The organism is Paenarthrobacter sp. TE4293, from assembly GCF_050435325.1.
Taxonomy (GTDB): Bacteria; Actinomycetota; Actinomycetes; order Actinomycetales; family Micrococcaceae; genus Arthrobacter; species Arthrobacter nitroguajacolicus_C.
Genome location: NZ_JBNJRY010000011.1, coordinates 147200 through 171092, shown reverse-complemented (window position 1 = coordinate 171092; position 23893 = coordinate 147200). Strand labels below are relative to the sequence as shown.

15 protein-coding genes and 1 pseudogene are annotated in these 23893 nt (G+C 60.2%); 8 read left to right on the top strand and 8 right to left on the bottom strand.

Translation table 11 applies throughout. The features are described 5' to 3' along the window. Positions 1–6011: 6011 nt before the first annotated feature. The 8 genes from QF015_RS20035 to rpmH all read right to left on the bottom strand — a co-directional run bounded on the left by QF015_RS20035 (position 6012) and on the right by rpmH (position 11676). Positions 6012–7259, bottom strand: a complete 1248-nt coding sequence (locus QF015_RS20035; protein WP_429390529.1) for a ParB/RepB/Spo0J family partition protein — start codon at positions 7257–7259, stop codon at positions 6012–6014. Between the two features lie 67 nt (positions 7260–7326). Continuing rightward, positions 7327–8382 (bottom strand): ParA family protein, encoded by a 1056-nt coding sequence (locus QF015_RS20030; protein WP_310208166.1) that lies wholly within the window; start codon positions 8380–8382, stop codon positions 7327–7329. Positions 8383–8469: 87 nt separating this feature from the next. Next, positions 8470–9120 carry a 16S rRNA (guanine(527)-N(7))-methyltransferase RsmG gene (gene rsmG / locus QF015_RS20025; RefSeq protein WP_011776793.1) on the bottom strand — a complete coding sequence of 217 codons (651 nt, stop codon included), beginning with the start codon at positions 9118–9120 and terminating at the stop codon, positions 8470–8472. A 6-nt stretch (positions 9121–9126) separates the two neighbouring features. Next, positions 9127–9678 carry a protein jag gene (locus QF015_RS20020; protein WP_310208169.1) on the bottom strand — a complete coding sequence of 184 codons (552 nt, stop codon included), beginning with the start codon at positions 9676–9678 and terminating at the stop codon, positions 9127–9129. Next, positions 9678–10655, bottom strand: a complete 978-nt coding sequence (gene yidC / locus QF015_RS20015) for a membrane protein insertase YidC (RefSeq protein WP_429390528.1) — start codon at positions 10653–10655, stop codon at positions 9678–9680. The genes QF015_RS20020 and yidC overlap by 1 nt, the downstream gene beginning before the upstream one ends. Positions 10656–10671: 16 nt before the next feature. Continuing rightward, complete coding sequence (gene yidD / locus QF015_RS20010; protein WP_397337201.1) at positions 10672–11157, bottom strand: membrane protein insertion efficiency factor YidD; 486 nt, start codon at positions 11155–11157, stop codon at positions 10672–10674. Beyond that, the gene (gene rnpA / locus QF015_RS20005; protein WP_310208173.1) at positions 11087–11497 is read right to left on the bottom strand and encodes a ribonuclease P protein component; all 411 of its coding nucleotides are present in this window, start codon (positions 11495–11497) and stop codon (positions 11087–11089) included. Before rnpA ends, yidD begins: the two co-directional genes overlap by 71 nt. A 41-nt stretch (positions 11498–11538) precedes the next feature. Further along, the gene (gene rpmH / locus QF015_RS20000) at positions 11539–11676 is read right to left on the bottom strand and encodes a 50S ribosomal protein L34 (protein ID WP_011776797.1); all 138 of its coding nucleotides are present in this window, start codon (positions 11674–11676) and stop codon (positions 11539–11541) included. Positions 11677–12141: 465 nt separating this feature from the next. Here rpmH and dnaA point away from each other — a divergent pair, with 465 nt between their 5' ends. The 8 genes and pseudogenes from dnaA to QF015_RS19960 all read left to right on the top strand — a co-directional run bounded on the left by dnaA (position 12142) and on the right by QF015_RS19960 (position 23803). Continuing rightward, entirely contained in the window at positions 12142–13560 is a 1419-nt protein-coding gene (dnaA, locus tag QF015_RS19995; protein WP_026541014.1) for a chromosomal replication initiator protein DnaA, read from the top strand. Positions 13561–14146: 586 nt separating this feature from the next. Next, positions 14147–15271: a DNA polymerase III subunit beta gene (gene dnaN, locus QF015_RS19990; protein WP_011772783.1), complete on the top strand. Its 1125-nt coding sequence runs from the start codon at positions 14147–14149 to the stop codon at positions 15269–15271. Positions 15272–15282: 11 nt separating this feature from the next. Then, positions 15283–16197, top strand: a pseudogene (gene gnd, locus QF015_RS19985) (phosphogluconate dehydrogenase (NAD(+)-dependent, decarboxylating)); the annotation flags it as partial. A 23-nt stretch (positions 16198–16220) separates the two neighbouring features. Next, positions 16221–17414: a DNA replication/repair protein RecF gene (gene recF / locus QF015_RS19980; protein ID WP_429390527.1), complete on the top strand. Its 1194-nt coding sequence runs from the start codon at positions 16221–16223 to the stop codon at positions 17412–17414. Then, complete coding sequence (locus QF015_RS19975) at positions 17401–17955, top strand: DUF721 domain-containing protein (protein WP_172321969.1); 555 nt, start codon at positions 17401–17403, stop codon at positions 17953–17955. Before recF ends, QF015_RS19975 begins: the two co-directional genes overlap by 14 nt. A gap of 337 nt (positions 17956–18292) precedes the next feature. Further along, positions 18293–20371 (top strand): DNA topoisomerase (ATP-hydrolyzing) subunit B, encoded by a 2079-nt coding sequence (gyrB, locus tag QF015_RS19970; protein WP_310208188.1) that lies wholly within the window; start codon positions 18293–18295, stop codon positions 20369–20371. A gap of 64 nt (positions 20372–20435) precedes the next feature. Further along, positions 20436–23105, top strand: a complete 2670-nt coding sequence (gene gyrA, locus QF015_RS19965; protein ID WP_429390526.1) for a DNA gyrase subunit A — start codon at positions 20436–20438, stop codon at positions 23103–23105. Beyond that, positions 23102–23803 (top strand): DUF3566 domain-containing protein, encoded by a 702-nt coding sequence (locus QF015_RS19960; protein ID WP_429390525.1) that lies wholly within the window; start codon positions 23102–23104, stop codon positions 23801–23803. The genes gyrA and QF015_RS19960 overlap by 4 nt, the downstream gene beginning before the upstream one ends. Positions 23804–23893: the final 90 nt, after the last annotated feature.

Sequence of the window (23893 nt, the reverse complement as noted above, 5' to 3'; positions counted from 1 at the left end):
CTCTCACCGTTGACGCGCTCCAGCCCGATCCCCTCTCACCGTTGACGCGCTCCAGCCCGATCCCCTCTCACCGTTGACGCGCTCCAGCCCGATCCCCTCTCACCGTTGACGCGCTCCAGCCCGATCCCCTCTCACCGTTGACGCGCTCCAGCCCGATCCCCTCTCACCGTTGACGCGCTCCAGCCCGACCCCCTCTCACCGTTGACGCGCTCCAGCCCGATCCCCTCTCACCGTTGACGCGCTCCAGCCCGACCCCCTCTCACCGTTGACGCGCTCCAGCCCGATCCTCTCTCACCGACCATAAGGTCCGTCTCGGTGGCCGGATTGAACCGAGGTACCGGCCGCTCGAAGTCAGTTGGAGTTTATGATCACCGACGTCTCGTAGATTCAAAGCGTCGGAATAGGAGCTCCTACATTGTTCGGGTACTCCTCTTCGGGACCAGCACCCCATGTCTGCTCGCAGGGCGCACATCATGATTAGTGCGTCGATTGATGCTTGGGAGAAACACAACGCGATGGGGGACCTGGAGCTGATGTGTACGAGTGCCGAGCCGGGAGGGCCTCCCGAACCGTGTCCTCGGGGCATCCTCGATTGATTGAGCCAGATCTTGCGCTAATGGCACGGTGACCAAAAAGAACCCCTCCGCTTGGTTTCGGTGCCCGGTAATTCCAATGAATTCGAGGTACATCTTTGGCGAGACGTAAGGGTTCGGGCAGCGGATCGCATCGAGGGCGGGGGGAGTGGCCACTTTGTGGCTCGTACCTGACCCCGGTTCCAACGGTTCATACCAACCGGAACGAGGTGACCTCATGCTGATGTCTCCGAGGCCCCACGGACCTAGATGGGTCGACTGTGCAGTGTGAGCGCCGCTCCGATGCGACTCGGGTGTACGGTGTCCGGTGTCCGGTGTCCGGTGTCCGGTGTCCGGTGTTTCACGTGAAACCGTATACGGAGGTCCATCTCTGGCTATTCAGTCGTACTAGTCCTTCCGCTCCTCGGCAGGGATACTCGTCCTCACCATCAGAGCTTGCTGTACTTGTTTCACGTGAAACAGGACGAAGACTCTTCGAAAGCCATTGTTGCCTGCGTCGAGGCAGTTGATAAACGTATTTGCAACGTTCATCGCGTTTCCTAGCCACAATCTGGACAAGTGACTCCACAAAGCAGCTAGGCCTGCATAAGCCTCCTACACCCAGCCGGCTGCGGGTTTTGGACGTCCACCTGTCTCCCGGACACCTGGCTGCTACCTCTAGGCCACTTACAGAGTCGTAGTTGCTCGAATTAGCTCAGTGCTATCTTTCGTGTGACATCCGCTCCTCGGCCTTCCCTTGGTGGCGCCCTAATAGCCGCACCACAAGCCCGTTCGGAGGCTTGAACGTTCCTCCATGGTGATCTTGCAGCCTTCTCTGTGCGCGAAAGGGCCGCCGATACATTCCCAAGCTCCTGCCCCTGGGCTTTGACGCGTTTCCTCGGGCCTCAGACCCGTAGAGCTTCAATATGGATGCGTCTCCGGTGTTGTTGCCGTTCAGGAACGTCAACCCTTCAGTAGGGCAACTGGCTTTCCTGCGACGAACCCATCCTGCGGACCCACACTGTACGCTCGCCGGCCACCTCACACCTCGCGCCTCCTGCTTGAACCGGCTTTGTGCCTAAACCAGGCCTGCTTGAATCCCAAGGAAGTGTACACCCCACCAATCGAAGCCAACGATCTCTAGGGCCCCTCGCTGCCCCATTCGCCAGATGGAGTTCGATGCGGCTGTCATCTCATCGTGACCGTCGTCCAACGCTCAAACAGTGTGGAACCCCCTACCACCCGGAGAAATTGTGGCGGTCCTGTTTTGTGGCACGTTAGGCCTCCGTCTCTCCTCCATGACTGCCTTTTCCACCCACCGACGACATAACACACACCGGCATTCATCGACCAGACCGGTAGCGGAACGCGCATCCGCGACTCGATGGAGAATCGGAGTTTGTGTTTCACGTGAAACACCGTCGACCAACATGCCCATACTGCGTCGATCAGAGCCCATACTCGCCGTAGCGCATGCTCGAGAGAGAGGTTGGGGCTGAAAGTGGACGGGTGGCCCCCTAGCTTTAGCATCTGTTCTTGAACCCGCCATCCTATGCATCCACGTCCATGGCCATGGGGGCGCCCTAACATATATAGGCCGGGCCCTTAGCCTTGGCTCACACCGCGGAACAGCTCATAGCGCGCTTCGACCCTAAGGCCCTATGAGCAACGAGCCAAAGGCACCGGCGAGGCCGCTGTGGCGGACAGCGGCCCGTTCCCAGTTGCTCACTGCCAGTTGCTCACTGCCCGTTGCCCGCTGACCGCTGCCCGTTGCCGAAAGGGATTCTATCTCGACCCGGACTGAAGTCATAGAGATCGGACCCTGGGGATGTATCCCTGAGTTACTAAGGGGCTGCTCCACCCACAGTATGCTGCGGAGAGCAACTACGGTCAGCCTCGCGGGTTGATTACAGAATAGAGAATCGTCGAAAGTCAGCTGTCCGGCACCCACCCCTACAGCGGCTTGAACCCACAAATACGGCCGCCTGGTCTGCACAGGCGCGTACTGATGGTGTTTCACGTGAAACCAGAACAGCGGGACAATTTGATGTTCGCATCGTAGCCTCCTCGCGGCTTTTGGACTTGCGGGCCAGACACAATTGGGCAGGCGCAAGGATGGGGGACCAACGCCCATTCCCCCGTGGCAAAGCCCATCCAGGCGATGACCAAGGTGTAATACACCTCGCTGCGCTCTAAGACGCCTTCGCTCCCCACATTGGAAGCGGAGCCTGCCGTGGCAGACATCGGATGACTCAGGCGGCTTCTTGTCTCGTCCCAAAAGTTTGAGACTGCGTCCTACTAGGTGCGTGGAGATATGATCCACTCGCGGCTTAGGAACCCATATCCAGGCCCAAGAGCTTCAGCAAAAACCAGTGTTGCCCTTGAGCGGGAAGCATGCGAACGTCACTTGCACGTACCTCAGGTCGCGCCGCGGATAGGCTGTGGAACAGGTGGGAGAGTGTGTTTTCCACCGAAGGACCATCAAATCACCAAGGCTTTATACACACAGTTATCCACAGGCTTTTCCACGACTGATCTTGGGCTCTGCCGCTTGTCATTCCACAACCCGTAGGTCTGCGAAGACCGCTCTGACGCTGGTGCCTGCCGTATCTCCCAGGATGTACCGACAACTGAGCCCGGTTCCGGACTATACGTGCGGAAATCAATGCTATAGGGCATTAAACACAGCACTTTCTGTGCAGTTCGTCCGACCACTTGCCAAATAGGCACCAGATTTTGGCACGGTTCCAAGCGACCTGTTCTGTATGCTTGGCCAGCCATTACCAAGCGGCAAAACTGGACGCACAACAGCCCGCCTCGCCGCAGAGTTATCCCCATAATTATCCACAGGGATATCCACCGCGTTATGCACACCCTTGGCGAAGACAGCTGGATCAACGACGTGCTTCAACCGAGCGCGCAGTTTCACGTGAAACGCTACGCTGCCGCCATTCGACCGTGCGCCCATGCCACTCACCACTTCAGCTCTCTGCGTCGAATGCCGAGCGCCACATTGAAGGGCCCAATTCAACAGCCAGTGCCTCGCGGAGAAATGCAAGCGACATCCGACCATTATGGTCGATCTACTCAGCAGCATTCCAACGTTCGGCGGCGCAGATGTGAAGTACATCGGCGCATCCAATGCGACGCCTACCCTCTAGCCGACACACTGATCCGTGCCGACATGCGACGCGGATCTTTGTGTTGGGGACTCTAGTAGCGCTAGCGCCCACCCAGGTAAAGGGGAGCAAGGTCGAACGCACAAACATACAGCACCTCACGAGTTGAGTCCCTGGCAGGATCCGGTGTGAGGAACGGATTCATGTCCGCTGTGTAGTTCTTGGCGACGCCTTTAGTGACAACGCTGGTGCCCGAAGTATCGTCAGTCTAGAGGCCGCCCACACGGCTAACGCCAGTAGGTGACAAGGCTTCCGCACGCATCGAAGGAAAGCATGACCTCACGGAATCGCAACACCGCCGTCCACTAGTGGATGACGACAACTGCGAATCGACTAGTGTCCGAAGGCTTTCAATTCTCACAAACCACTGGTCAACCCATGCTCATCGACGTCCAGATCGCTGGTTACTTTTCCGGTCCCTGGCCCGTTCAGGATCCCATGCTGATTGGATCGTTCCCTGTCAGCCGCAGACATGCCTGAGTACCCCCGTCGACACGCTTGCCCGTTGGCTAGGCCGCCTGTGGATACATTCCAGCGCCGACAACCGGGGGAGCCGGCGATCGACCCTCCTCACCACGCACGGTCGAGTGCTGCGCGTATGACGGCCCCTTCAGAGCTTGAGCTCCCTCGCAGGAGCCGGACCTACCAACCACCGCTTGCAGAGCTCCGCTCGCTCGGATGTTGACACCCTCGGGCGGTCACAGACTTTCGTAGCCGCTCTCCGGGGACCATCTACTAGGCGAGTCGCCGCCTAAGAGGCGAGTGCATTCTCGTAGCCTCATCCGTGAGGTCGAGAGAATCTGGACCAGTCCCATGAACGGGATGCAGCAGCTTCTACAAATGATGCGGTGATCAATTCTCGGCGCCCAACCGCAGAACACCAGAGTGCTTTCCTAGCCAAAAAAAGCCTCGCAGTAGCGAAACGTCTCGCGTGAGGATGGCAGGGCTGAAGTCTTTGCTCCGAGTCAGCTTGTGGTTGGCTCGTCCAAACTGGGGAGTAGGCAGATCTTCTACTGTCCTGAAGGCAAACCAAACCGCGATTTTTCTCCAAGATTGTGGGACAGAGCGGCTCATCGAACATTTACATGAAACCCGATTGGAGTTCTTAGCCGATTGCTCAGGCGTGTTCTTTCGTTTCACGTGAAACATCCGAACGGCGTCGGAGGTGGATTCATGCTACAGAGACCGGTAGTCGACCGCCTGAGCAGCGGAGGATTCGGGCAGTATCCCAGCTAGGGTTCGTGTAATGCCCGAGCCGCCTCCTCCGAAGGCTGTCTCCGCAAAAGCTTCTCAACGCCGGCGAATAGCTAGTGCCGGGGATGGAATGGTAACGATCATTGGCCAGGTCGGCGCTCTGTTTCACGTGAAACATGGCCATGGGACGTTGCAACCCAGCTTCGAGACGGGCAAGGTCGGGTGGACCAGTCCGAGCTTATGGATGCCTTATGCTGAAACCCCCAGGAAACAGCCGTTCGTATCCTGTGGGACTCACGCTTCCCAGAATGTGGCTGATGACCGGTCGAGGCGATATGGGACGTGGCAACCTTCCTGCGCCCACGGAAGGAAGTACCTCCTGCTCCTCCTTGTCCCTTATGGGTCTGCCAATCCACAACTCCGACGATCAAGGTGTAGTTTCACGTGAAACACTGCTCCGATTGGGCCCGTTAAGCCAAAGAGTACCAGTACATGACGCGACTACCTCATGCGGCAGTCCCATATGCGTCAATTCGCCGCCTTGGAACCCAGAAGTCTGTTCAAGGATTTTCCACTCACCCTGATGATCTCAGCCGACCCGCACCACCATGCGGTGCTTTTTCCTGCAGAGACTACGCCTGGGAGATGGAGGGTGAGTCGGTCCCACAAAACAAGCCATGGAATCCTGTGTGCCAAATCTTCATGTCGGACATGACCGTGGAATCTCCGTCTCAAGCGCTAAAACACGGCACGCGGCTGTACATTGCCCCGGCGGGATCAAAAAATCACGACCGCAAGTAGCAACTAACAAGTACGCCGCTACAGCGGACCGAGAACCCGCGGGGTGACGGAATGCAGGCAAACCCACGAACGATGCCCCTGGGCCTGCATAGATAAGTAAGCGCCAGCCAGAGCTCTGCATTGTTTCACGTGAAACAGAGAAACGTTAGGGCTAGAGGGGTGGTCTCGAGCAGCTTGTATCAGCAGTCAGGTCGAATAAGCCTCGAGTACACACGAAAATGGGGCCTACCCACAGAGTAAGCCCCATTCAATCGACAGTTAGGAATTAGTCTTCCGCACCCGGACCAAGGACATCCATGATGCGGTTGAGGTCCTCAACACTGGCAAACTCAATGCTGACGCGGCCTTTACGTGCACCCAAGGTGATCTTCACGTTGGTGTCCAAGCGATCCGAGAGCGACGATGCCAGGTAGTCCAAACGTTCATGCCGGGCGTTAGGCTTGGGAATGCTGCTCTTGGCGGGGGTAGCTGGATCTTGATAGAGAGCCACTGCCTCCTCTGTCGCCCGGACGGACATGCCCTCTGCGACAATCTTCTGTGCCAAGCGTTCCATCGCAGCTGCGTCCGGGAGGGCGAGCAGAGCGCGTGCATGCCCGGCGGACAGAACACTGGCGGCCACGCGACGCTGAACCAAGGGCGGAAGCTTCAACAGGCGGAGCGTATTGGACACCTGGGGCCGCGAACGTCCGATACGGTCAGCCAACTGTTCGTGAGTGGTTCCGAAGTCTTCCAGAAGCTGCTGGTACGCCGCCGCTTCTTCCAAGGGGTTCAGCTGGCTGCGGTGCAGGTTCTCCAGCAGGGCATCACGAAGAAGGTCGTCGTCGGTGGTGTCACGAACGATCGCAGGGATGGTTTCGAGTCCCGCAGCCTGTACTGCCCGCCAGCGACGCTCACCCATCACCAGCTCATACGGTTCTCCACCCTTTTCGGTTGAAGTACGTACAACAATTGGCTGGAGGACGCCGATTTCCCGGACGGAATGGACCAGCTCAGCCATGTCGTCCTCATCGAAGACGGAACGAGGCTGTTTACGGTTCGGGTGGATGTCACCTACAGGGATCTCGGCAAACCGGGCACCGGGGACCTCTACCAGCTCAACCTCCGGAGCGGAGCGGACGGACGACGTCGTCGTCGAGTTCGCTGGGGACTCCGAAACATCTGCCGACTCAACCTGAGTGGAAGCTCCTTTGGCCGCAGGCTTCGCTGGCGTCGACTTGGCAGGCTTTGCCGGCGCCGACTTGGTCTGGGGCTTGGCCGGCGTCTTGGCGGCTGCGGTCTTGGTCTTAGGCGCTGCAGTTCTACCAGTGTTTGGCGTTGCATCAGTCGGCTCTGCCTTTGACGCAGCTGCCGGCTCCTGAACCTGAGCATCTACTGCCGGTTCCTCGGTCTTCCTGGCTTCCGGGAAGAACAGATCCACCGGGCGGGATGGTGCTCCGCCGTTTCCTTGGGCCGCGGCCGAGCTAGGAATGAGAGCCCCAAGACCCCTGCCGAGGCCCCTTCGCTTTTCGCTCATTGATTCATCCCTTCGATGAAATGGCCGAGCACGGAACTGCTCAGGCTGTTGCAGTGTTTCAAGAATTCTAGCGTTCAGCGATTTCGGCGGCGGCTTCCATGTAGGACAGCGCGCCGCTGGATGAGGGATCGTACGTCATGACCGTCTGTTGGTAGCTGGGTGCCTCAGAGATGCGGACGGATCGCGGCACCACCGCGCCGAGCACCTGTTCGGGGAAGTGTTGGCGTACCTCGGAGGCGACCTGCGCGGCCAGGTTTGTACGGCCGTCATACATGGTCAAGAGAATCGTCGATACCACCAGGTCAGCGTTGAGGTGCTTCTGGATCATCTCGATGTTCTTGAGGAGCTGGCTCAGGCCTTCCAAGGCGTAGTACTCGCACTGGATGGGAATGAGTACTTCGCTTGCAGCACAGAACGCGTTGACCGTCAGCAGCCCAAGGCTCGGCGGGCAGTCAATGAAGATGAAGTCCAGGCGACCTTCACCATTCTTTTCCCGTTCCTTGGCGTACACGTCAATGGCGCGTCGGAGCCTCTGCTCACGGGCAACCAAGGAAACCAGCTCGATTTCTGCCCCAGCCAAGTGAATGGTTGCAGGTGCGCAGATCAAGTTGGGAATGTCGGGGCACGGGGCCACGACGTCCTTTAGGGGAAGATCGTTGATGAGAACGTCGTAAATGCTGTCCACGTCCGCATGGTGCTCAATACCAAGAGCGGTTGACGCGTTGCCCTGGGGATCGATGTCGATCACCAGCACGTTGAGGCCTGCGGAGGCCAGCGCAGCAGCGATGTTCACTGTGGTGGTGGTCTTTCCGACCCCACCCTTCTGATTGGAAACCGTGAAGATGCGGGTCTTGTCCGGCTTGGGCAGTTCCCTCCCAATCAGGCGCTCCCGGCGTCGGGTCTCATTGGCCAACTGCCGGGCGATGGGGCTTGAATCATCGATGGAATCCATCACGTTATGCACTCCATCTGAAACGGTTTCACGTGAAACGGCCGCATTATCAACTGAATTGGTGCGCACAATCGCAGACTGAAGGGATGCAGACGGTGTGGCCATTGCCCGCGCGGACCCCAAAGACATGAACGGGGGGATCCGCTGCGTGGAGGTTTCACTACTGCCCACTGGTCACACTCTCACTCTCATTCGGCGCATGCTGCCGTTCTCTAGCCTAACTGCTCAGCCGCCGACACGCGGGAAACCGAGCGGGTCTCAGGCAGTCTTTCCGGGCTTGTTGACGATAATCCTCACCACGGTGGTGGGTTCCTCCAAAAGCTCCTGTCCACAAACCACAACGGACGTTTCCACGCCGCCCAGTTTGCGAATGACCTTCTTGGCCTTCTCGATTTCTTCAGCGGCACTGCGACCCTTGATTGCTACTACCTCGCCGTGTCCATTTAAGAGCGGAATGGTCAGGCCCGCCAGGTTGCTGAGAGCTGAAACAGCCCGGGCGGTAACAACGTCCGCGTCAACCATTCCGACGGCGAGCTCAGCACGCGTCCTCATGATGGTGACGTTGTCCAAGCCGAGATCATCCACCACTTCCTGGAGCCAAATGACGCGTCGTTCCAGCGGCTCAATCAAGGTGAGTTCAAGATCCGGGCGGGCAATTGCCAGGCAAAGACCCGGCAGGCCTGCGCCGGAACCGACGTCGGCGACGTGGCTGTCCATGGCAATGGCAGATTCAATGACTGCACAGTTCAGGACGTGCCGGCTCCACAAACGCGGAATCTCGCGCGGACCAATAAGTCCACGTTCGGTTCCGGACGTTGCGAGGTGTTCAACGTAGCGCTTGGCGAGATCCAAGCGCTCCCCAAAGATCTTCTCTGCCGCTTCCAGTTCAGCTGCGGTAATTTCAACCATGAGCTGCTAGTCAGCCGAGACGACGATGTGGCGGCCAGCGCCTTCGCCTTCAGACTCGGAAACGAATCCGAGGTCAGCGACAGCATCGTGGACGATCTTGCGCTCGTAAGCACTCATCGGCTCAAGGGCGACAGTTCCGCCGTCGGCTTTAACCTTGGCCACGGCGTCTTCGGCGATCTTCTGGAGCACGCCAGCGCGCTCCTTACGGTAACCGTTGATGTCCAGCACCAGGCGTGAACGGTTCTCGGTGGCCGAAAGCACCGAGAGGCGGGCCAGCTCCTGCAGGGCTTCCAGAACCTCGCCGTCACGTCCTACGAGGCTGTCCAGTGCCGCAGACTCTTCATCGGCGCCGATGGAGATGTACGTGCGTCCATTGCGAACCTCGATGTCGATGTCGCCATCGATATCGGCAATATCAAGGAGTTCTTCGAGGTAGTCGGCGGCGATGTCGCCTTCCTCTTCCAAACGGCTGGCAGTCTTGGACTGCGTTTCTTCCTGGGTCTCGTCCTGGTCTTCAGTCACAGCGGCGATAACTTCTTCAGTGCTCTCGGCAGACATTACTTCTTCTTCCTGTTCTTACGTTGTGGCTGGACGCGCTGGGCCCGGATCTCCGCTGCTGCAGCTGCAGCAGCTTCGGCTTCAGCGGCTGCGTCCGCGGTCTTCTTGCCACTCAGCAGCGGCGGCAGGCCCTTGGCGGCGCGGCGCTCCTCCAGTGCCTTGGCGGCAGGGGAACCCGGGGTGGGCATACGGCGGATGACGAAGAACTGCTGACCCATGGTCCACAGGTTGGTGGTGGTCCAGTAGATGAGGACACCGATGGGGAAGTTGATGCCACCGATACCGAATACGAGCGGCAGGATGTAGAGCATCATCTTCTGCTGGCGCATGAACGGGCTGGCCATGGCCTCTTCGGACATGTTCTTGGCCATGATCTGCTTCTGCGTGATGAACTGCGAGGCCGTCATGGCGACGATCATCACGATGGAAAGAATCCAGACCGCGACCTCGTTGCCACCGGCTCCACCGTGAAGCAGGGAAGCGGACAGAGGAGCGCCAAAGATGCTGGACGAATCGAACTGAACGACCTGTTCGTGGCTCATGGCGCCTACGCCTTGGCCAGCCTTGGCGTTGTTGGAGATACCCGACAACACCTGGAACAGCGCGAAGAAGAACGGCATCTGGATCAGCATCGGCAAACATGCCGAGAACGGGTTGGTGCCGTGCTTCTTGTAGAGCGCCATCTGTTCCTGCGCCATTGCCTGGCGGGACAGCTGATCGGTCTTGCCCTTGTACTTGGTCTGAAGTTTCTTCAGGTCCGGCTGCAGCAGCTGCATACCGCGCTGGGCTTTGATCTGCTTGACGAAGACAGGAATCAGGGCGGCACGGATCACCAACACGAGGCCGATGATGGACAGAGTCCACGTCCAGCCGTTGGCGGCGGGCAGGCCAATGAAGCTCAGTCCCTCGTGGAAGCCAACCATGATGATTGACACCAGCCACTTGAACGGAAACATGATTGTTTCAAAGAAGTCCATACGATATCCCTATTCGTTAGGCCGCCGAGCGGCCTTCTTCATCAGCCTGAGCAGCCAGGAACTGGTCCGGATTGTTCAGTACAACAATTGTGGGCGTCCGGCCTTCGGGCCAGTGACGGTGGCCGGCGGGGACATGGTCCACTCCACCGGCGTTCCAAGGGTGGCATTTGGCGAGCCTTTTGGCTGCGAGCCAGCTGCCCTTCACGGCGCCATGCACCGTTACTGCTTCGAGCGCGTACGCCGAGCAGGAGGGAAAGAAACGGCAAACCTGGCCGTACAGGGGCGAGATGACCTTGCGGTACGTCTTCAGCAAGAGAATGAGGATGTTGCGGGGCAAATCCCAGAGGAAGGCGCCCACCGCAGCGGACAGATTCCTGGAGGGAACCTGTCCGGAGGGCGCGCTTGAGGAAGGAACGACGGCGGTGCTTATGTCATGCACGCGGTGTCCCTTCCGTTGTGGTGCCGTTGTGTTCAGTCGAAGCGTTGCGTGGAGCTGGCCCACCCAATCGCTTCGTCGTCACTGCCAGTGCGGCGTTGTAGTCAGAGAGCAGTTGCTCCCAGCTGGCAGATGCAGCTGCGGGCAATGCCCGGACCACGACCGCCAGCCCTGTTCCATGCGTGTGCAAGGACAGTGCGCCTGCTTCTCTCAGTCTCCTCTTAACGAGGTTCCTGGTCACGGCGTTCCCGACGGCTTTGGAGACAATGAAGCCGATTCGACTCGGCTCCCCGGCCCCGATAGAGGCCGTATATAACACTAAGTTCCGGCGTCCATTGCGGACGCCGGAACGTACAGTTGTTGAAAAGTCGGTAGACGTCCGCAGACGGTTAGGGGTGGCTAGCACCGTCGAACCCGCAAAAAGACCCTGACCGACAAGTCAGTTATTTACGCCGACAGTTCGACGCGGCCCTTGCCGCGACGGGCAGCCAGGATGGCGCGGCCGGCACGGGTGCGCATACGAAGGCGGAAGCCGTGCTTCTTGGCCCGACGGCGGTTATTCGGCTGAAAAGTCCGCTTGCTCACGTTAGTTACTCCAGTGGATCAAAGGTGCGCCCACCCGATCAAAAAAGGGGAAGAACTGGCCGACGCTAAGTTTTGTATGTGCCTGCCGCCGTTGCCTTCCGCACGGTGAACGTACGGGGTTACAACTGATCTCAAAAGCGGACACAAAGGACTTCACAACGTTAGGGCAAAAAGGCACCCACAGTCAAACCGGGAGCCTGCCGCGGAGCTATCCACAGCTGTGCCCAACTACCGTTCCCAGCCTGTGGATGAACTGGCTCACAGGCCGTATTGGAGAACCACAACGGTGTAATTATCCACAGGCAACTTCCCAGCTATCTTCTAGCGATTTCATCCCCTAGAGTGGCTCAGTAGCCCAATGTCCACCCGCTGTGTATAACTCTGTGGATTATCGCCCAGAACAACGCCGCCGGAGTGACTTCGGCTGCCAGCAACGCCGGCAAGCAAGTATTTAGGAACTGATTGATGACAGTAGACGAAGCCAACCACGCCAACACTGTCGGAAGTTCCTGGCGCAGGGTGCTGAGCCTCATGGAGCAGGACGACCGGGTTTCACCCCGTCAGCGTGGTTTCGTCATCCTCGCCCAGGCCCAGGGCCTCATCGGTTCCACACTGCTGGTAGCCGTTCCCAATGAGCTCACCCGCGAAGTCCTCCAGACGCAGGTCAAGGACGCTCTGGACGATGCCCTCCGCAGCGTGTTCTCGGACGACATCCGTTGCGCCATCGACGTGGACACTGATCTGGTGCCCGTGCACGCGGAGCCGGAACCCGTCGTCGAGCTTTCTGCGGTGTCCGACTTCGCCGAGCCGAAGCCGCAGCCCACCCCGCCCAGTACCTCGCATGAGTTCGGACGCCTGAACCCGAAGTACATCTTCGATACTTTCGTCATCGGTTCGTCCAACCGTTTTGCGCACGCGGCCGCCGTCGCTGTTGCCGAAGCGCCCGCCAAGGCCTACAACCCGCTGTTCATCTACGGGGACTCGGGCCTGGGCAAGACCCACCTGCTGCACGCCATCGGCCACTATGCCCGCCGGCTCTACAGCGGAATCCGTGTCCGCTACGTGAACTCCGAGGAGTTCACGAACGACTTCATCAACTCCATTCGAGACGACGAGGGCACCAGCTTCAAGACCACGTACCGCAATGTCGATGTGCTGCTGATCGATGACATCCAGTTCCTGGCGGGCAAGGACCGGACGCAGGAAGAGTTCTTCCACACGTTCAACGCCCTGCACAATGCCAACAAGCAGGTTGTCATCACCTCCGACCAGCCACCCAAGATGCTCGCCGGGTTCGAGGACCGCATGACGTCCCGCTTCGAATGGGGCCTGCTCACGGACATCCAGCCGCCGGAACTGGAAACCCGCATCGCGATCCTCCGCAAGAAGGGCCTCAGCGAAGGCCTGTCAGCACCTGACGACGCCCTCGAGTACATCGCGTCCAAGATCTCCAGTAACATCCGCGAACTTGAAGGCGCCCTGATCCGCGTCACCGCCTTCGCCAGCCTGAACCGCCAACCGGTGGATGTGGCTCTGGCTGAGATGGTGCTCAAGGACCTGATCACCGACGACGGCGCCCAAGAGATCACGGCGAAGCAGATCCTGGACCAGACCGCGGACTACTTCAAGCTCAGCATGGAAGAGCTTTGCAGCAAGTCCCGCACCCGCACGTTGGTAACCGCACGGCAGATCGCCATGTACCTGTGCCGCGAGCTGACGGATATGTCTCTGCCGAAGATCGGACAAGAGCTGGGCGGCCGCGATCACACCACCGTCATCCACGCTGATCGTAAGATCCGCGAACTGATGGCCGAGCGCCGTGTGATTTACAACCAGGTCACCGAGCTGACCAACCGCATCAAACAGCAGCAGCGCGACTCCTGAATTCCACATCGCACCCGCCACTACATACCTTATTAACAGGTGCATGTGGATAAGCCTGTGGATACTTAAGGGGACAAGCGCGGTTAATGGGCTTAAAACCCTTAAGGCATCTGTGGATCGTTAAAAATGGGCCTGGGAGTTGTCCCCATCCACACCCTGTTTAAAACCCAGTTAACGCACAGTCCGTGAACAGGGCTTAACCGCGGAACTCCGCGGTGAGATCAGGTTATCCACAGTTTCCACAGCAGTTATTAACACTACGAATCCCAAAAAATTGAAATCCCTCAAATAACAATCTCGTTCTGCGACCATCCCGCCCCGCCAGAGGCGGACCACATGCAGACCACCAGCCAGGCCAAAGCCCGGCCTGCGGCTGTCCACAGAGTTGGGGTCCGGTCCGACGGGGATGGGTTAATCCCGGATCTTCCGGCTAAGCTGTCAGCAGCGCTCCCATCCTTGGGTCTGTTTGTAGTTCGCTGAGTGCGGACCATGCAGGTTCCGGTGCCGGACTGCGAAGATTTAGCGGCTTCCAAGCAGGAAACCGCAGCTACTACATGGCAGCAGCAATGAAAGGCGGCACCCCTCCGTGAAGTTCAGAGTCGACCGCGACGTCCTGGCAGAAGCCGTTACGTGGACCGCGCGGTCGTTGTCTCCGCGGCCGCCCGTACCCGTGCTTTCCGGCCTCCTCCTCAAAGCTGAGGCAGGAACCGTCAGCCTCTCCAGCTTCGACTACGAGACCTCGGCACGCCTGGAAATCCCTGCGGATATCGCTGTTGAGGGCACCATTTTGGTGTCCGGACGCTTATTGGCAGACATCTGCCGAAGCCTCCCGTCAGCTCCTGTCGAAGTTGAGACCGATGGCAGCAAAGTCACCCTCACGTGCCGTCGAAGCAGCTTCCACCTGGCCACCATGCCCGAGTCGGAGTACCCGGCACTTCCGGCTTTGCCGGCCATCAGCGGTACGTTGCCCGGCGACGCCTTCGCCCAGGCTGTTTCCCAAGTGATCATCGCGGCCAGCAAAGACGACACCCTCCCGATCCTCACGGGTGTCCGCATGGAGATCGAGGACGACCTCATTACGCTCCTTGCCACAGACCGTTACCGCCTCGCCATGCGCGAAGTTCCGTGGAAGCCGGTTACTCCCGGCATTTCCACCAGTGCCCTGGTCAAGTCCAAAACGCTGAACGAAGTGGCCAAGACCCTTGGTGGCAGCGGTGACATCAACCTCGCCTTGGCGGACGACGACAGCCGGCTCATCGGCTTCGAAAGCGGCGGACGGACCACCACCTCCCTTCTGGTGGACGGCGATTACCCCAAGATCAGGTCCCTCTTCCCGGACTCAACCCCGATCCACGCAACAGTCCAGACCCAGGAACTGGTCGAAGCCGTTCGCCGTGTTTCACTCGTGGCCGAGCGAAACACCCCGGTACGGCTCGCCTTCACCCAGGGACTGCTGAACCTCGACGCCGGGACCGGTGAAGATGCACAGGCGTCGGAGGAACTCGAAGCCCAACTGTCCGGTGAGGACATCACCGTGGCCTTCAACCCGCATTACCTGGTTGAAGGCTTGAGTGTCATCGAAACCAAATACGTTCGTTTCTCCTTCACCACTGCTCCCAAGCCCGCCATGATCACGGCCCAGGCTGAAGCGGATGGCGAGGACCAGGACGACTACCGCTACCTCGTGATGCCGGTCCGCCTCCCCAACTAACTGGAACGTACCCACCAACTTCGCAGAAAAGAGTTCACACTGTGCACATCGGTCTGATCGGCCTCGGAAAAATGGGTTTCAACATGCGTCAGCGCATGCGAAACGGTGGCATCGAGGTCACTGGCTTCGACCGTAATCCGGACGTCACCGATGTTGCCTCCGTGGATGAACTCATTGCAGCTCTTCCCACCCCGCGGGTGGTGTGGGTTATGGTGCCGTCCGGTGCAATTACCGATTCCGTCGTGAGCGAACTTGGTGAGAAACTCAGCCCGGGTGACCTGGTCATTGACGGTGGCAACTCCCGCTTTACCGAGGACCAGAAGCACGCCGCTGCACTGGCCGAGAAGAACATCCGCTTCGCGGATTGCGGTGTCTCCGGCGGTGTTTGGGGACTCGAGAACGGCTACGGCCTGATGGCCGGCGGCGCCGATGAAGACATCGAACTCGCCATGCCGGTCTTCGATGCTCTTCGCCCCGAAGGCGAACGAGCTGACAGCTTCGTCCACGTTGGCGGTGTTGGCGCCGGCCACTACGCGAAGATGGTCCACAACGGCATCGAATATGGCTTGATGCAGGCCTATGCCGAGGGCTACGAATTGCTCGCAGCCAAGGACATCGTGAAGGACCTTCCGGGGACTTTCCGGGCTTGGCAGAAGGGCACGGTTGTCCGATCCTGGCTCCTGGACCTCATGGTCAAGGCTTTGGATGAAGATCCGGGGCTGGCCTCGATTGACGACTATGTGGAAGACTCTGGCGAAGGCCGCTGGACCGTGGAAGAAGCCATCGCCAATGCTGTGCCGGCGCCGGCCATCACGGCTGCGCTCTTTGCCCGGTTCGCTTCCCGCGAGGACAACTCACCGGCCATGAAGATGGTTTCCGCCCTGCGCCACCAGTTTGGCGGACACGCCACCCGTCCGGCCAACTAGGCCGCAGGAGTCCTGCAAACGGCGTGTACCTCGAACATCTCTCCCTGACGGATTTCCGCAGCTACGCACAGGTTGACCTGAAACTCGGCCCTGGCGTGACTGTCCTGGTTGGTTCCAACGGGATCGGCAAGACCAACCTCATGGAAGCCATCGGATACTTGGCGACTTTGAGCTCCCACCGGGTCAGTACGGATGCTCCGTTGCTGCGTTTCGGTGCTGAACGGGCCATGATCCGTGCCAAGCTCGTCCGCGGAGAACAATCGACGGTCATCGAACTGGAGATCAACGCCGGACGCGCCAACCGCGGCCGCATCAACCGCGGAAATCCGGTTCGGGCCAGGGACATCCTGGGCATCTGCCACACGGTGCTGTTCGCACCGGAAGACCTGGCGCTGGTCAAGGGTGATCCTTCGAACCGCCGGCGGTTCCTGGACGAGCTGCTGGTCAGCCTCATCCCACGGCATGCAGCCACGCGCAGCGACTACGATCGCGTGCTCAAACAGCGCAATGCGCTCCTGAAATCTGCCCGGGCGGGGAAATTCACGGCGGGCCATGAGGCGACTTTGGACGTGTGGGACCAGCACATGGCCCGGGCCGGCGCTGAACTCCTGCACGCCCGCCTCGAATTGGTGGAGCGCTTGCGGCCCCATCTGAACAGCGCTTATGCGCAGCTCACCGACGGATCCAAAGAGGCCGGTGCGGTCTACCGCTCAACCATCCAGGGCGTCCTGGACGACGACGGCGGCCCGGCCGAAGTCGGTACGGAACCTTCGGCGTCGGTTGATGACCTCCGGCTGCTGTCCGTGGATGAACTCACCGAACGCTACATCCAAGCCTTCGCAGCATCGCGGAAGAAGGAACTGGAACGTGGCATCTCCCTGGTTGGGCCCCATCGCGACGAGCTTGAACTGGTGTTGGGCCAGGCCCCCGCCAAGGGCTATGCATCCCACGGTGAAACGTGGTCGATGTGCTTGTCCCTGCGTCTGGCTTCCTATTACGTGATGCTGGACGACGCCCGCACCGGTGGTACCGCTCCGATCCTTATCCTGGACGATGTTTTCGCTGAACTCGATGTTCAGCGTCGGCGTAAACTGGCTGCAATAGTGGCTGGCGCCGAGCAGGTGCTGGTGACTGCCGCCGTCGACGCCGATATCCCCGAGGAGCTGGCCGGACGGCGCGTAACCGTTGTTCCGGGAGGCATCGATGGCGAAGGATAGCCGCGACGGACTTCAACCCGGTCGTGATCCGGATGAGATCGATGCTGCCCAGGCGGCGCTGAACCGCATGCGCGAGGCTGCTGCTGCCCGTGGCGAAGTGAGGCAGCGCGCCCCCCGCCCCGGATCGGCACCGAAACGCAAGGGCATCCGGGATACCCGTGGCTTCGCCCAGTTCCACGGCAGCGGACGGGACCCCTTGGGCCTCGGAAATGTGGTGGGCCGTTTGGTCGCCGAGCGTGGGTGGACGTCACCCGTGGCTGTTGGATCCGTCATGGCGGAGTGGGAAACCCTGGTTGGCCCGGACATCTCAGCCCATTGCACACCGGAGAGCTTCACGGACACCACCCTTCATGTCCGCTGTGATTCCACCGCCTGGGCGACGCAGCTGCGCTTGCTGAGTACGAGCCTCTTGGAAATGTTCCGGAATGAACTGGGTGAAGGCGTGGTGACCAGCATCCAGGTGCTGGGTCCTTCGGCTCCGAGCTGGCGAAAAGGCGGACGCAGCGTCAACGGCCGCGGGCCGCGCGACACTTACGGCTAAACGGCGTGCAGGGCGATTCAACGCCCCGGAGCCGTATAGGCACCCATCGGGACCACCGCAGGGCCATTGCAGATAGGGCCAGCGGCCTCCCATGGCCATATTCAGCTCTCGGCTGCCCCCGTATTTGCAAGGATTCGCGTGTTTCCACGATAGAATTGGCGTAGATCACTGAGCGCCGGTGAAACGTCGTTGGGGTCCTGGATCCACCTTGTGGCAACGGGGACCCCTTTCGTCGGAGTAATCGGCGCAATCAGTCACGTGCCCGTTGACGGCCCCGGTTCGCCGTGGACAGCACCGGGAACGGCCGACATCGAGTACAGAGGAGTCGAAAGCGCCTGTGGCTAACGACAATGCAGAGACCTTGGCAGTAGAGCCCGAAGAGGAGACTGTTCCCAAGCCTGACACGCCCGAAGAGGCGCCCAGGGAGTACGGTGCCAGCGATATTACCGTGCTTGAGGGCCTCGAAGCGGTACGCAAGCGCCCCGGCATGTACATCGGTTCCACCGGTCCCCGCGGCTTGCACCACTTGGTCTATGAGGTAGTGGATAACTCTGTTGACGAGGCATTGGCCGGCTACTGCAGCCACATTGAGGTCACGCTCCGCGCCGACGGCGGCGTCCGCGTCGTCGATGATGGCCGCGGCATTCCCGTGGACATCCACCCCACCGAAGGCAAGCCCACGGTTGAAGTGGTGATGACCATCCTGCACGCCGGCGGTAAGTTCGGCGGCGGTGGTTACGCAGTTTCCGGTGGCCTTCACGGCGTGGGTATTTCCGTGGTGAACGCCCTGTCCCGCCGGGTGGATACGGAAGTCCGCCGCCAGGGCCACGTGTGGCGGATGACCTTTGCCGACGGTGGCAAGCCCCAAGGCGAACTCGTCAAGGGCGAAGAAACGGTTGCCACGGGAACGTCGCAGACGTTCTACCCGGACGGCACCATTTTCGAGTCCACCGAGTTCGACTTCGAAACCCTCCGTGCCCGTTTCCAGCAGATGGCCTTCCTCAACAAGGGCCTGCGGATCACACTGACCGATGAGCGTCCTATCTCCCGCGACGGCGATGACGACCTGGATCTGGATGCGGTGGCCACCGAAGGCGAAGTAGCCGCCGAGCACCGCACCGTGGTGTACCAGTACCCGGACGGCCTGCTGGACTACGTCAAGCACCTCAACTCGAACAAGAAGGTCGAAATCGTCCACGAGGACGTCATCGCTTTCGAAACCGAAGACACCGAGCGGCACATCGCCGTCGAGGTTGCCATGCAGTGGACCACCGCATACTCCGAAAGCGTCCATACGTATGCGAACACCATCAACACCCACGAGGGTGGAACGCACGAAGAAGGCTTCCGCGCCGCAATGACCTCGCTCATCAACCGCTACGCGCGCGAGAAGAGCATCATCAAGGAAAAGGAAGACAACCTCACGGGCGATGACATCCGTGAAGGTCTGACGGCAGTAATTTCGGTCAAGCTGTCCGAACCGCAATTTGAAGGCCAGACCAAGACCAAGCTGGGCAACTCCGAGGTCAAGGGCTTCGTCCAGCGCGTTGTGACGGATCAGCTGGGAGACTGGCTGGAACGCAACCCGGGCCCTGCCCGCGACGTGATCCGCAAGGCTATTTCGGCCGCCCAGGCTCGCATGGCCGCGCGAAAGGCCCGCGATAACGCCCGCCGGAAGAGCCCGCTGGAATCCTTCGGCATGCCCGGTAAGCTCTCCGACTGCTCATCCAAGGATCCTTCGCGCTGCGAGGTCTACCTTGTGGAGGGTGACTCGGCAGGTGGCTCGGCCAAACGTGGTCGCAATCCGGAAACCCAGGCCATCCTGCCCCTCCGCGGCAAGATCCTGAACGTTGAACGCGCCCGCTTGGACAAGGCCCTCGGCAACGCCGAAGTCCAGTCCATGATCACGGCTTTCGGTACGGGCATTGGCGAAGACTTCGACATCGCCAAGCTCCGGTACCACAAGATCGTCCTGATGGCCGATGCCGACGTCGACGGCCAGCACATCACCACCCTGTTGATGACTCTGCTGTTCCGGTACATGCGCCCGCTCATCGAAAACGGCTACGTGTACCTCGCCCAGCCGCCGCTGTACCGGATCAAGTGGTCCAACGCAGCGCACGACTACGTCTACAGTGACCGCGAACGCGACGAGACCATCCGCAAGGGCGCTGCGATGAACAAGCGGCTCCCCAAAGACAACGGCATCCAGCGTTACAAGGGTCTCGGCGAAATGGACTACACCGAGCTGTGGGATACCACCATGGACCCGGACCGCCGGACGCTGCTGCAGGTCACCATGGATGACGCACTCGCCGCCGACCAGACCTTCTCCGTCCTGATGGGCGAGGACGTCGAATCGCGCCGCAACTTCATCCAGCAGAACGCCAAGGACGTCAGGTTCCTCGATATCTAGGGTCCCGCAAAGGGCATCTGAATATTCCAGAACTGACATATACCTGAAACGGAAACCTTAGATTATGAGTGACGAAACTCCCGAAGTCCCGGCCTCGAATGACGCCGAGGATGTTGTTCTTGAGGGTGATGTGCTGACTGACCGCGTGGAGCAGGTGGACCTGCAGACGGAGATGCAGCGGTCCTACCTGGACTACGCCATGGCTGTTATCGTCGGCCGCGCCCTTCCGGACGTCCGCGATGGCCTCAAGCCGGTACACCGCCGTGTTTTGTATGCAATGTTCGACGGCGGATACCGCCCGGACCGCTCTTTCAACAAGTGTGCCCGCGTGGTTGGCGACGTCATGGGTACGTACCACCCGCACGGTGACATGGCGATCTACGACGCCTTGGTGCGCCTGATCCAGGACTGGACCATGCGGTACCCGTTGGCACTTGGCCAGGGCAACTTTGGTTCGCCGGGCAACGACGGTGCCGCTGCACCGCGTTACACCGAAACCAAGATGGCGCAGTTGGCCATGGAAATGGTTCGGGACATCGACGAGGAAACCGTCGACTTCCAGGACAACTACGACGGCAAGAACCAGGAACCCACCATCCTGCCGGCGCGTTTTCCCAACCTGCTGGTCAACGGTTCTTCGGGCATCGCCGTCGGCATGGCCACCAACATCCCGCCGCACAATCTTCGCGAGGTTGCCGAGGGCGTGCAGTGGGCACTTGAGAACCCCACGGCCACGCGGGAAGAGCTCCTCGAGGCGCTGTTGGTGCGCATCAAGGGACCTGACTTCCCCACCGGTGCCACGATTCTGGGCCACAAGGGCATCGAAGACGCCTACCGCACCGGCCGCGGCTCCATCACCATGCGCGCCGTGGTCAATGTCGAAGAACTCCAGGGCCGTACCTGCCTGGTGGTTACTGAGCTTCCGTACCAGGCCAACCCGGACAACCTGGCCATCAAGATTGCCGAGCTGGTCAAGGACGGCAAAATTTCGGGCATTGCGGACCTCCGTGATGAAACTTCCGGCCGTACCGGCCAGCGCCTGGTGATTGTGCTCAAGCGCGATGCTGTGGCCAAGGTTGTCCTGAACAACCTCTACAAGCACACGCAGTTGCAGGACAACTTCTCGGCGAACATGCTGGCAATTGTCGACGGCGTTCCGCGCACCTTGAGCCTTGATGCCTTCATCCGCCACTGGGTCACGCACCAGATGGATGTCATTGCCCGCCGGACCCGCTACCGCCTGCGCAAGGCTGAGGAAGAGGCGCACATCCTGCGCGCACTCCTCAAGGCACTGGACATGCTGGACGAGGTCATTGCCCTCATCCGTGCGTCCAACACCACTGAAGCCGCTCGCGAAGGCCTCATGGAGCTCCTGGAGATTGATGAACTCCAGGCCCGCGCCATCCTGGACATGCAGCTGCGTCGTCTGGCCGCCCTGGAACGCCAAAAGATCCAGGACCGCCATGCCGAGCTTGAAGCGATGATCGAGGAATACAACGCGATCCTTGCTTCCGAGGAACGGCAGCGCCAGATCATCAGCGAAGAACTTGCCGAGATCGTCGCCAAGCACGGCGATGACCGCCGGACCCACATCCTGATGGGCTTCGATGGGGATATGTCCATGGAGGACCTGATCCCCGAAGAGGAAATGGTTGTCACCATTACCCGCGGCGGTTATGTGAAGCGCACCCGCAGCGACAACTACCGTTCGCAGCAGCGTGGCGGCAAGGGCATCAAGGGTGCCCAGCTGCGAGGCGACGACGTCGTGGAGCACTTCTTCGTCACCACCACGCACCACTGGTTGCTGTTCTTCACCAACCTTGGCCGGGTGTACCGGGCCAAGGCGTACGAGCTTGCTGAGGCCGGGCGTGACGCCAAGGGCCAGCACGTTGCCAACCTGCTGGCGTTCCAGCCGGATGAGCACATCGCCCAGGTTCTTGATCTGCGGGACTACCAGCAGGCGCCGTATCTGGTGCTGGCCACCAAGAACGGCCTGGTCAAGAAGACACGGTTGGAGGACTACGACACCAACCGCACAGCCGGCGTCATCGCGATCAACCTGCGCGACGAAGACGAATTGGTCTCCGCCCAGCTGGTGAGCGAGACCGATGACCTTCTCCTGGTGTCCCGCAAGGGTCAATCCATCCGGTTCACAGCCACCGATGACGCTCTGCGCCCCATGGGCCGTGCAACATCCGGTGTGACCGGTATGAAGTTCCGTGAAGATGACGAACTGCTTGCCGCAGACGTGGTCCAGGACGGCTCCTTCGTCTTCATCGTGACCGAAGGTGGCTACGCCAAGCGGACCGCCGTCGACGAATACCGGCTGCAGGGCCGTGGCGGCCTGGGCATCAAGGTAGCCAAGCTTGCAGAAGACCGCGGCGACCTTGTGGGCGCCTTGATCGTGCAGGAAGAGGACGAAGTCCTGGTGGTCATGGAAGGCGGCAAGGTGGTCCGATCGGCTGTGACCGGAGTCCCCGCCAAGGGCCGTGACACCATGGGCGTCATCTTCGCCAAGCCGGACAAGAATGACCGCATTATTGAGGTTGCACGCAACAGCGAACGCGGCTTGGAAGTCGAAGAGTCAGAGGACGGACTCGACGATGACGTAACGTTGGCTGCAAACGACGGCGCCTCCGAGGCGACCGTGACGGCCGAAACGGAAAACGACGCAGACCCGGAAACCGAATCGGGCGCGGAGCTGAACGAAGACAACACCGGAGGTAACGAGTGAGTAATTCCGACTCATATCCCAAGCCGAGCACAGGTGTCCCCGGCGGACTCCGGCAGCCCTCGGGCAGCGCACAGTCAGGAACGCCTGCACGGCCCCAACAGCGTCCCGGAACCGGGGCCACCGCAGCCGGCGCCGCTGGAGCACGCCCAGCCACCGGGGCCAACTCCTCGCAGAGGCCATCCGGCGCTCCGGGACAGCGTCCTGCCCAGGCAGGCCAGCGTCCCGCCGGCGCCCCCGGACAACGTCCCGCCCAGCCAGGACAGCGTCCGGCCTCAACAGGTCAGCGCCCCGCACAGGGCGCACCCGGCTTGGTGAAGCCTGCTCCCAAGGCAAAGGTCCGTCGCGCACGGCTCCTGATCAGCAAGGTGGACCCCTGGTCCGTCTTGAAGATGGCATTCCTGTTGTCTGTTGCGCTGGGCATTGTCACCGTGGTTGCGGCCATCGTGCTGTGGACCGTGCTGGATCTCACAGGAATTTTCAATCAGGTCGACAGCCTCCTGGGAACCCTTGCGGGCTCTGAAGGCAGCGGATTCGAACTGAAGAAGATCGCATCCCTTGGTCAGGTGGCATCCTTTGCCACCATCATTGCCGTGGTGAACGTGGTCTTGCTGACGGCACTTTCCATGCTCTCCGCCGTGCTGTATAACATTTCCGCAACGTTGGTTGGTGGCGTAGGCGTCACCTTGACCGACGACTAAGGGAAATCCGCGGAAATCCGCCGAAATTGGCGTGAAACCTTCGCGAAAATGCCTCGATTTGAGATCGGGCCGGGATGTGCTGTACAGTCA

What these genes read in the sequence shown, in the direction of transcription:
- rsmG (WP_011776793.1), bottom strand. Translation starts at nt 9,120, where the DNA reads ATGGTTGAAATTACCGCAGCTGAACTGGAAGCGGCAGAGAAGATCTTT.
- gyrA (WP_429390526.1), top strand. Translation starts at nt 20,436, where the DNA reads ATGAGTGACGAAACTCCCGAAGTCCCGGCCTCGAATGACGCCGAGGAT.
- QF015_RS19975 (WP_172321969.1), top strand. Translation starts at nt 17,401, where the DNA reads ATGGCGAAGGATAGCCGCGACGGACTTCAACCCGGTCGTGATCCGGAT.
- dnaA (WP_026541014.1), top strand. Translation starts at nt 12,142, where the DNA reads ATGACAGTAGACGAAGCCAACCACGCCAACACTGTCGGAAGTTCCTGG.
- yidC (WP_429390528.1), bottom strand. Translation starts at nt 10,655, where the DNA reads ATGGACTTCTTTGAAACAATCATGTTTCCGTTCAAGTGGCTGGTGTCA.
- QF015_RS20035 (WP_429390529.1), bottom strand. Translation starts at nt 7,259, where the DNA reads ATGAGCGAAAAGCGAAGGGGCCTCGGCAGGGGTCTTGGGGCTCTCATT.
- QF015_RS20020 (WP_310208169.1), bottom strand. Translation starts at nt 9,678, where the DNA reads ATGTCTGCCGAGAGCACTGAAGAAGTTATCGCCGCTGTGACTGAAGAC.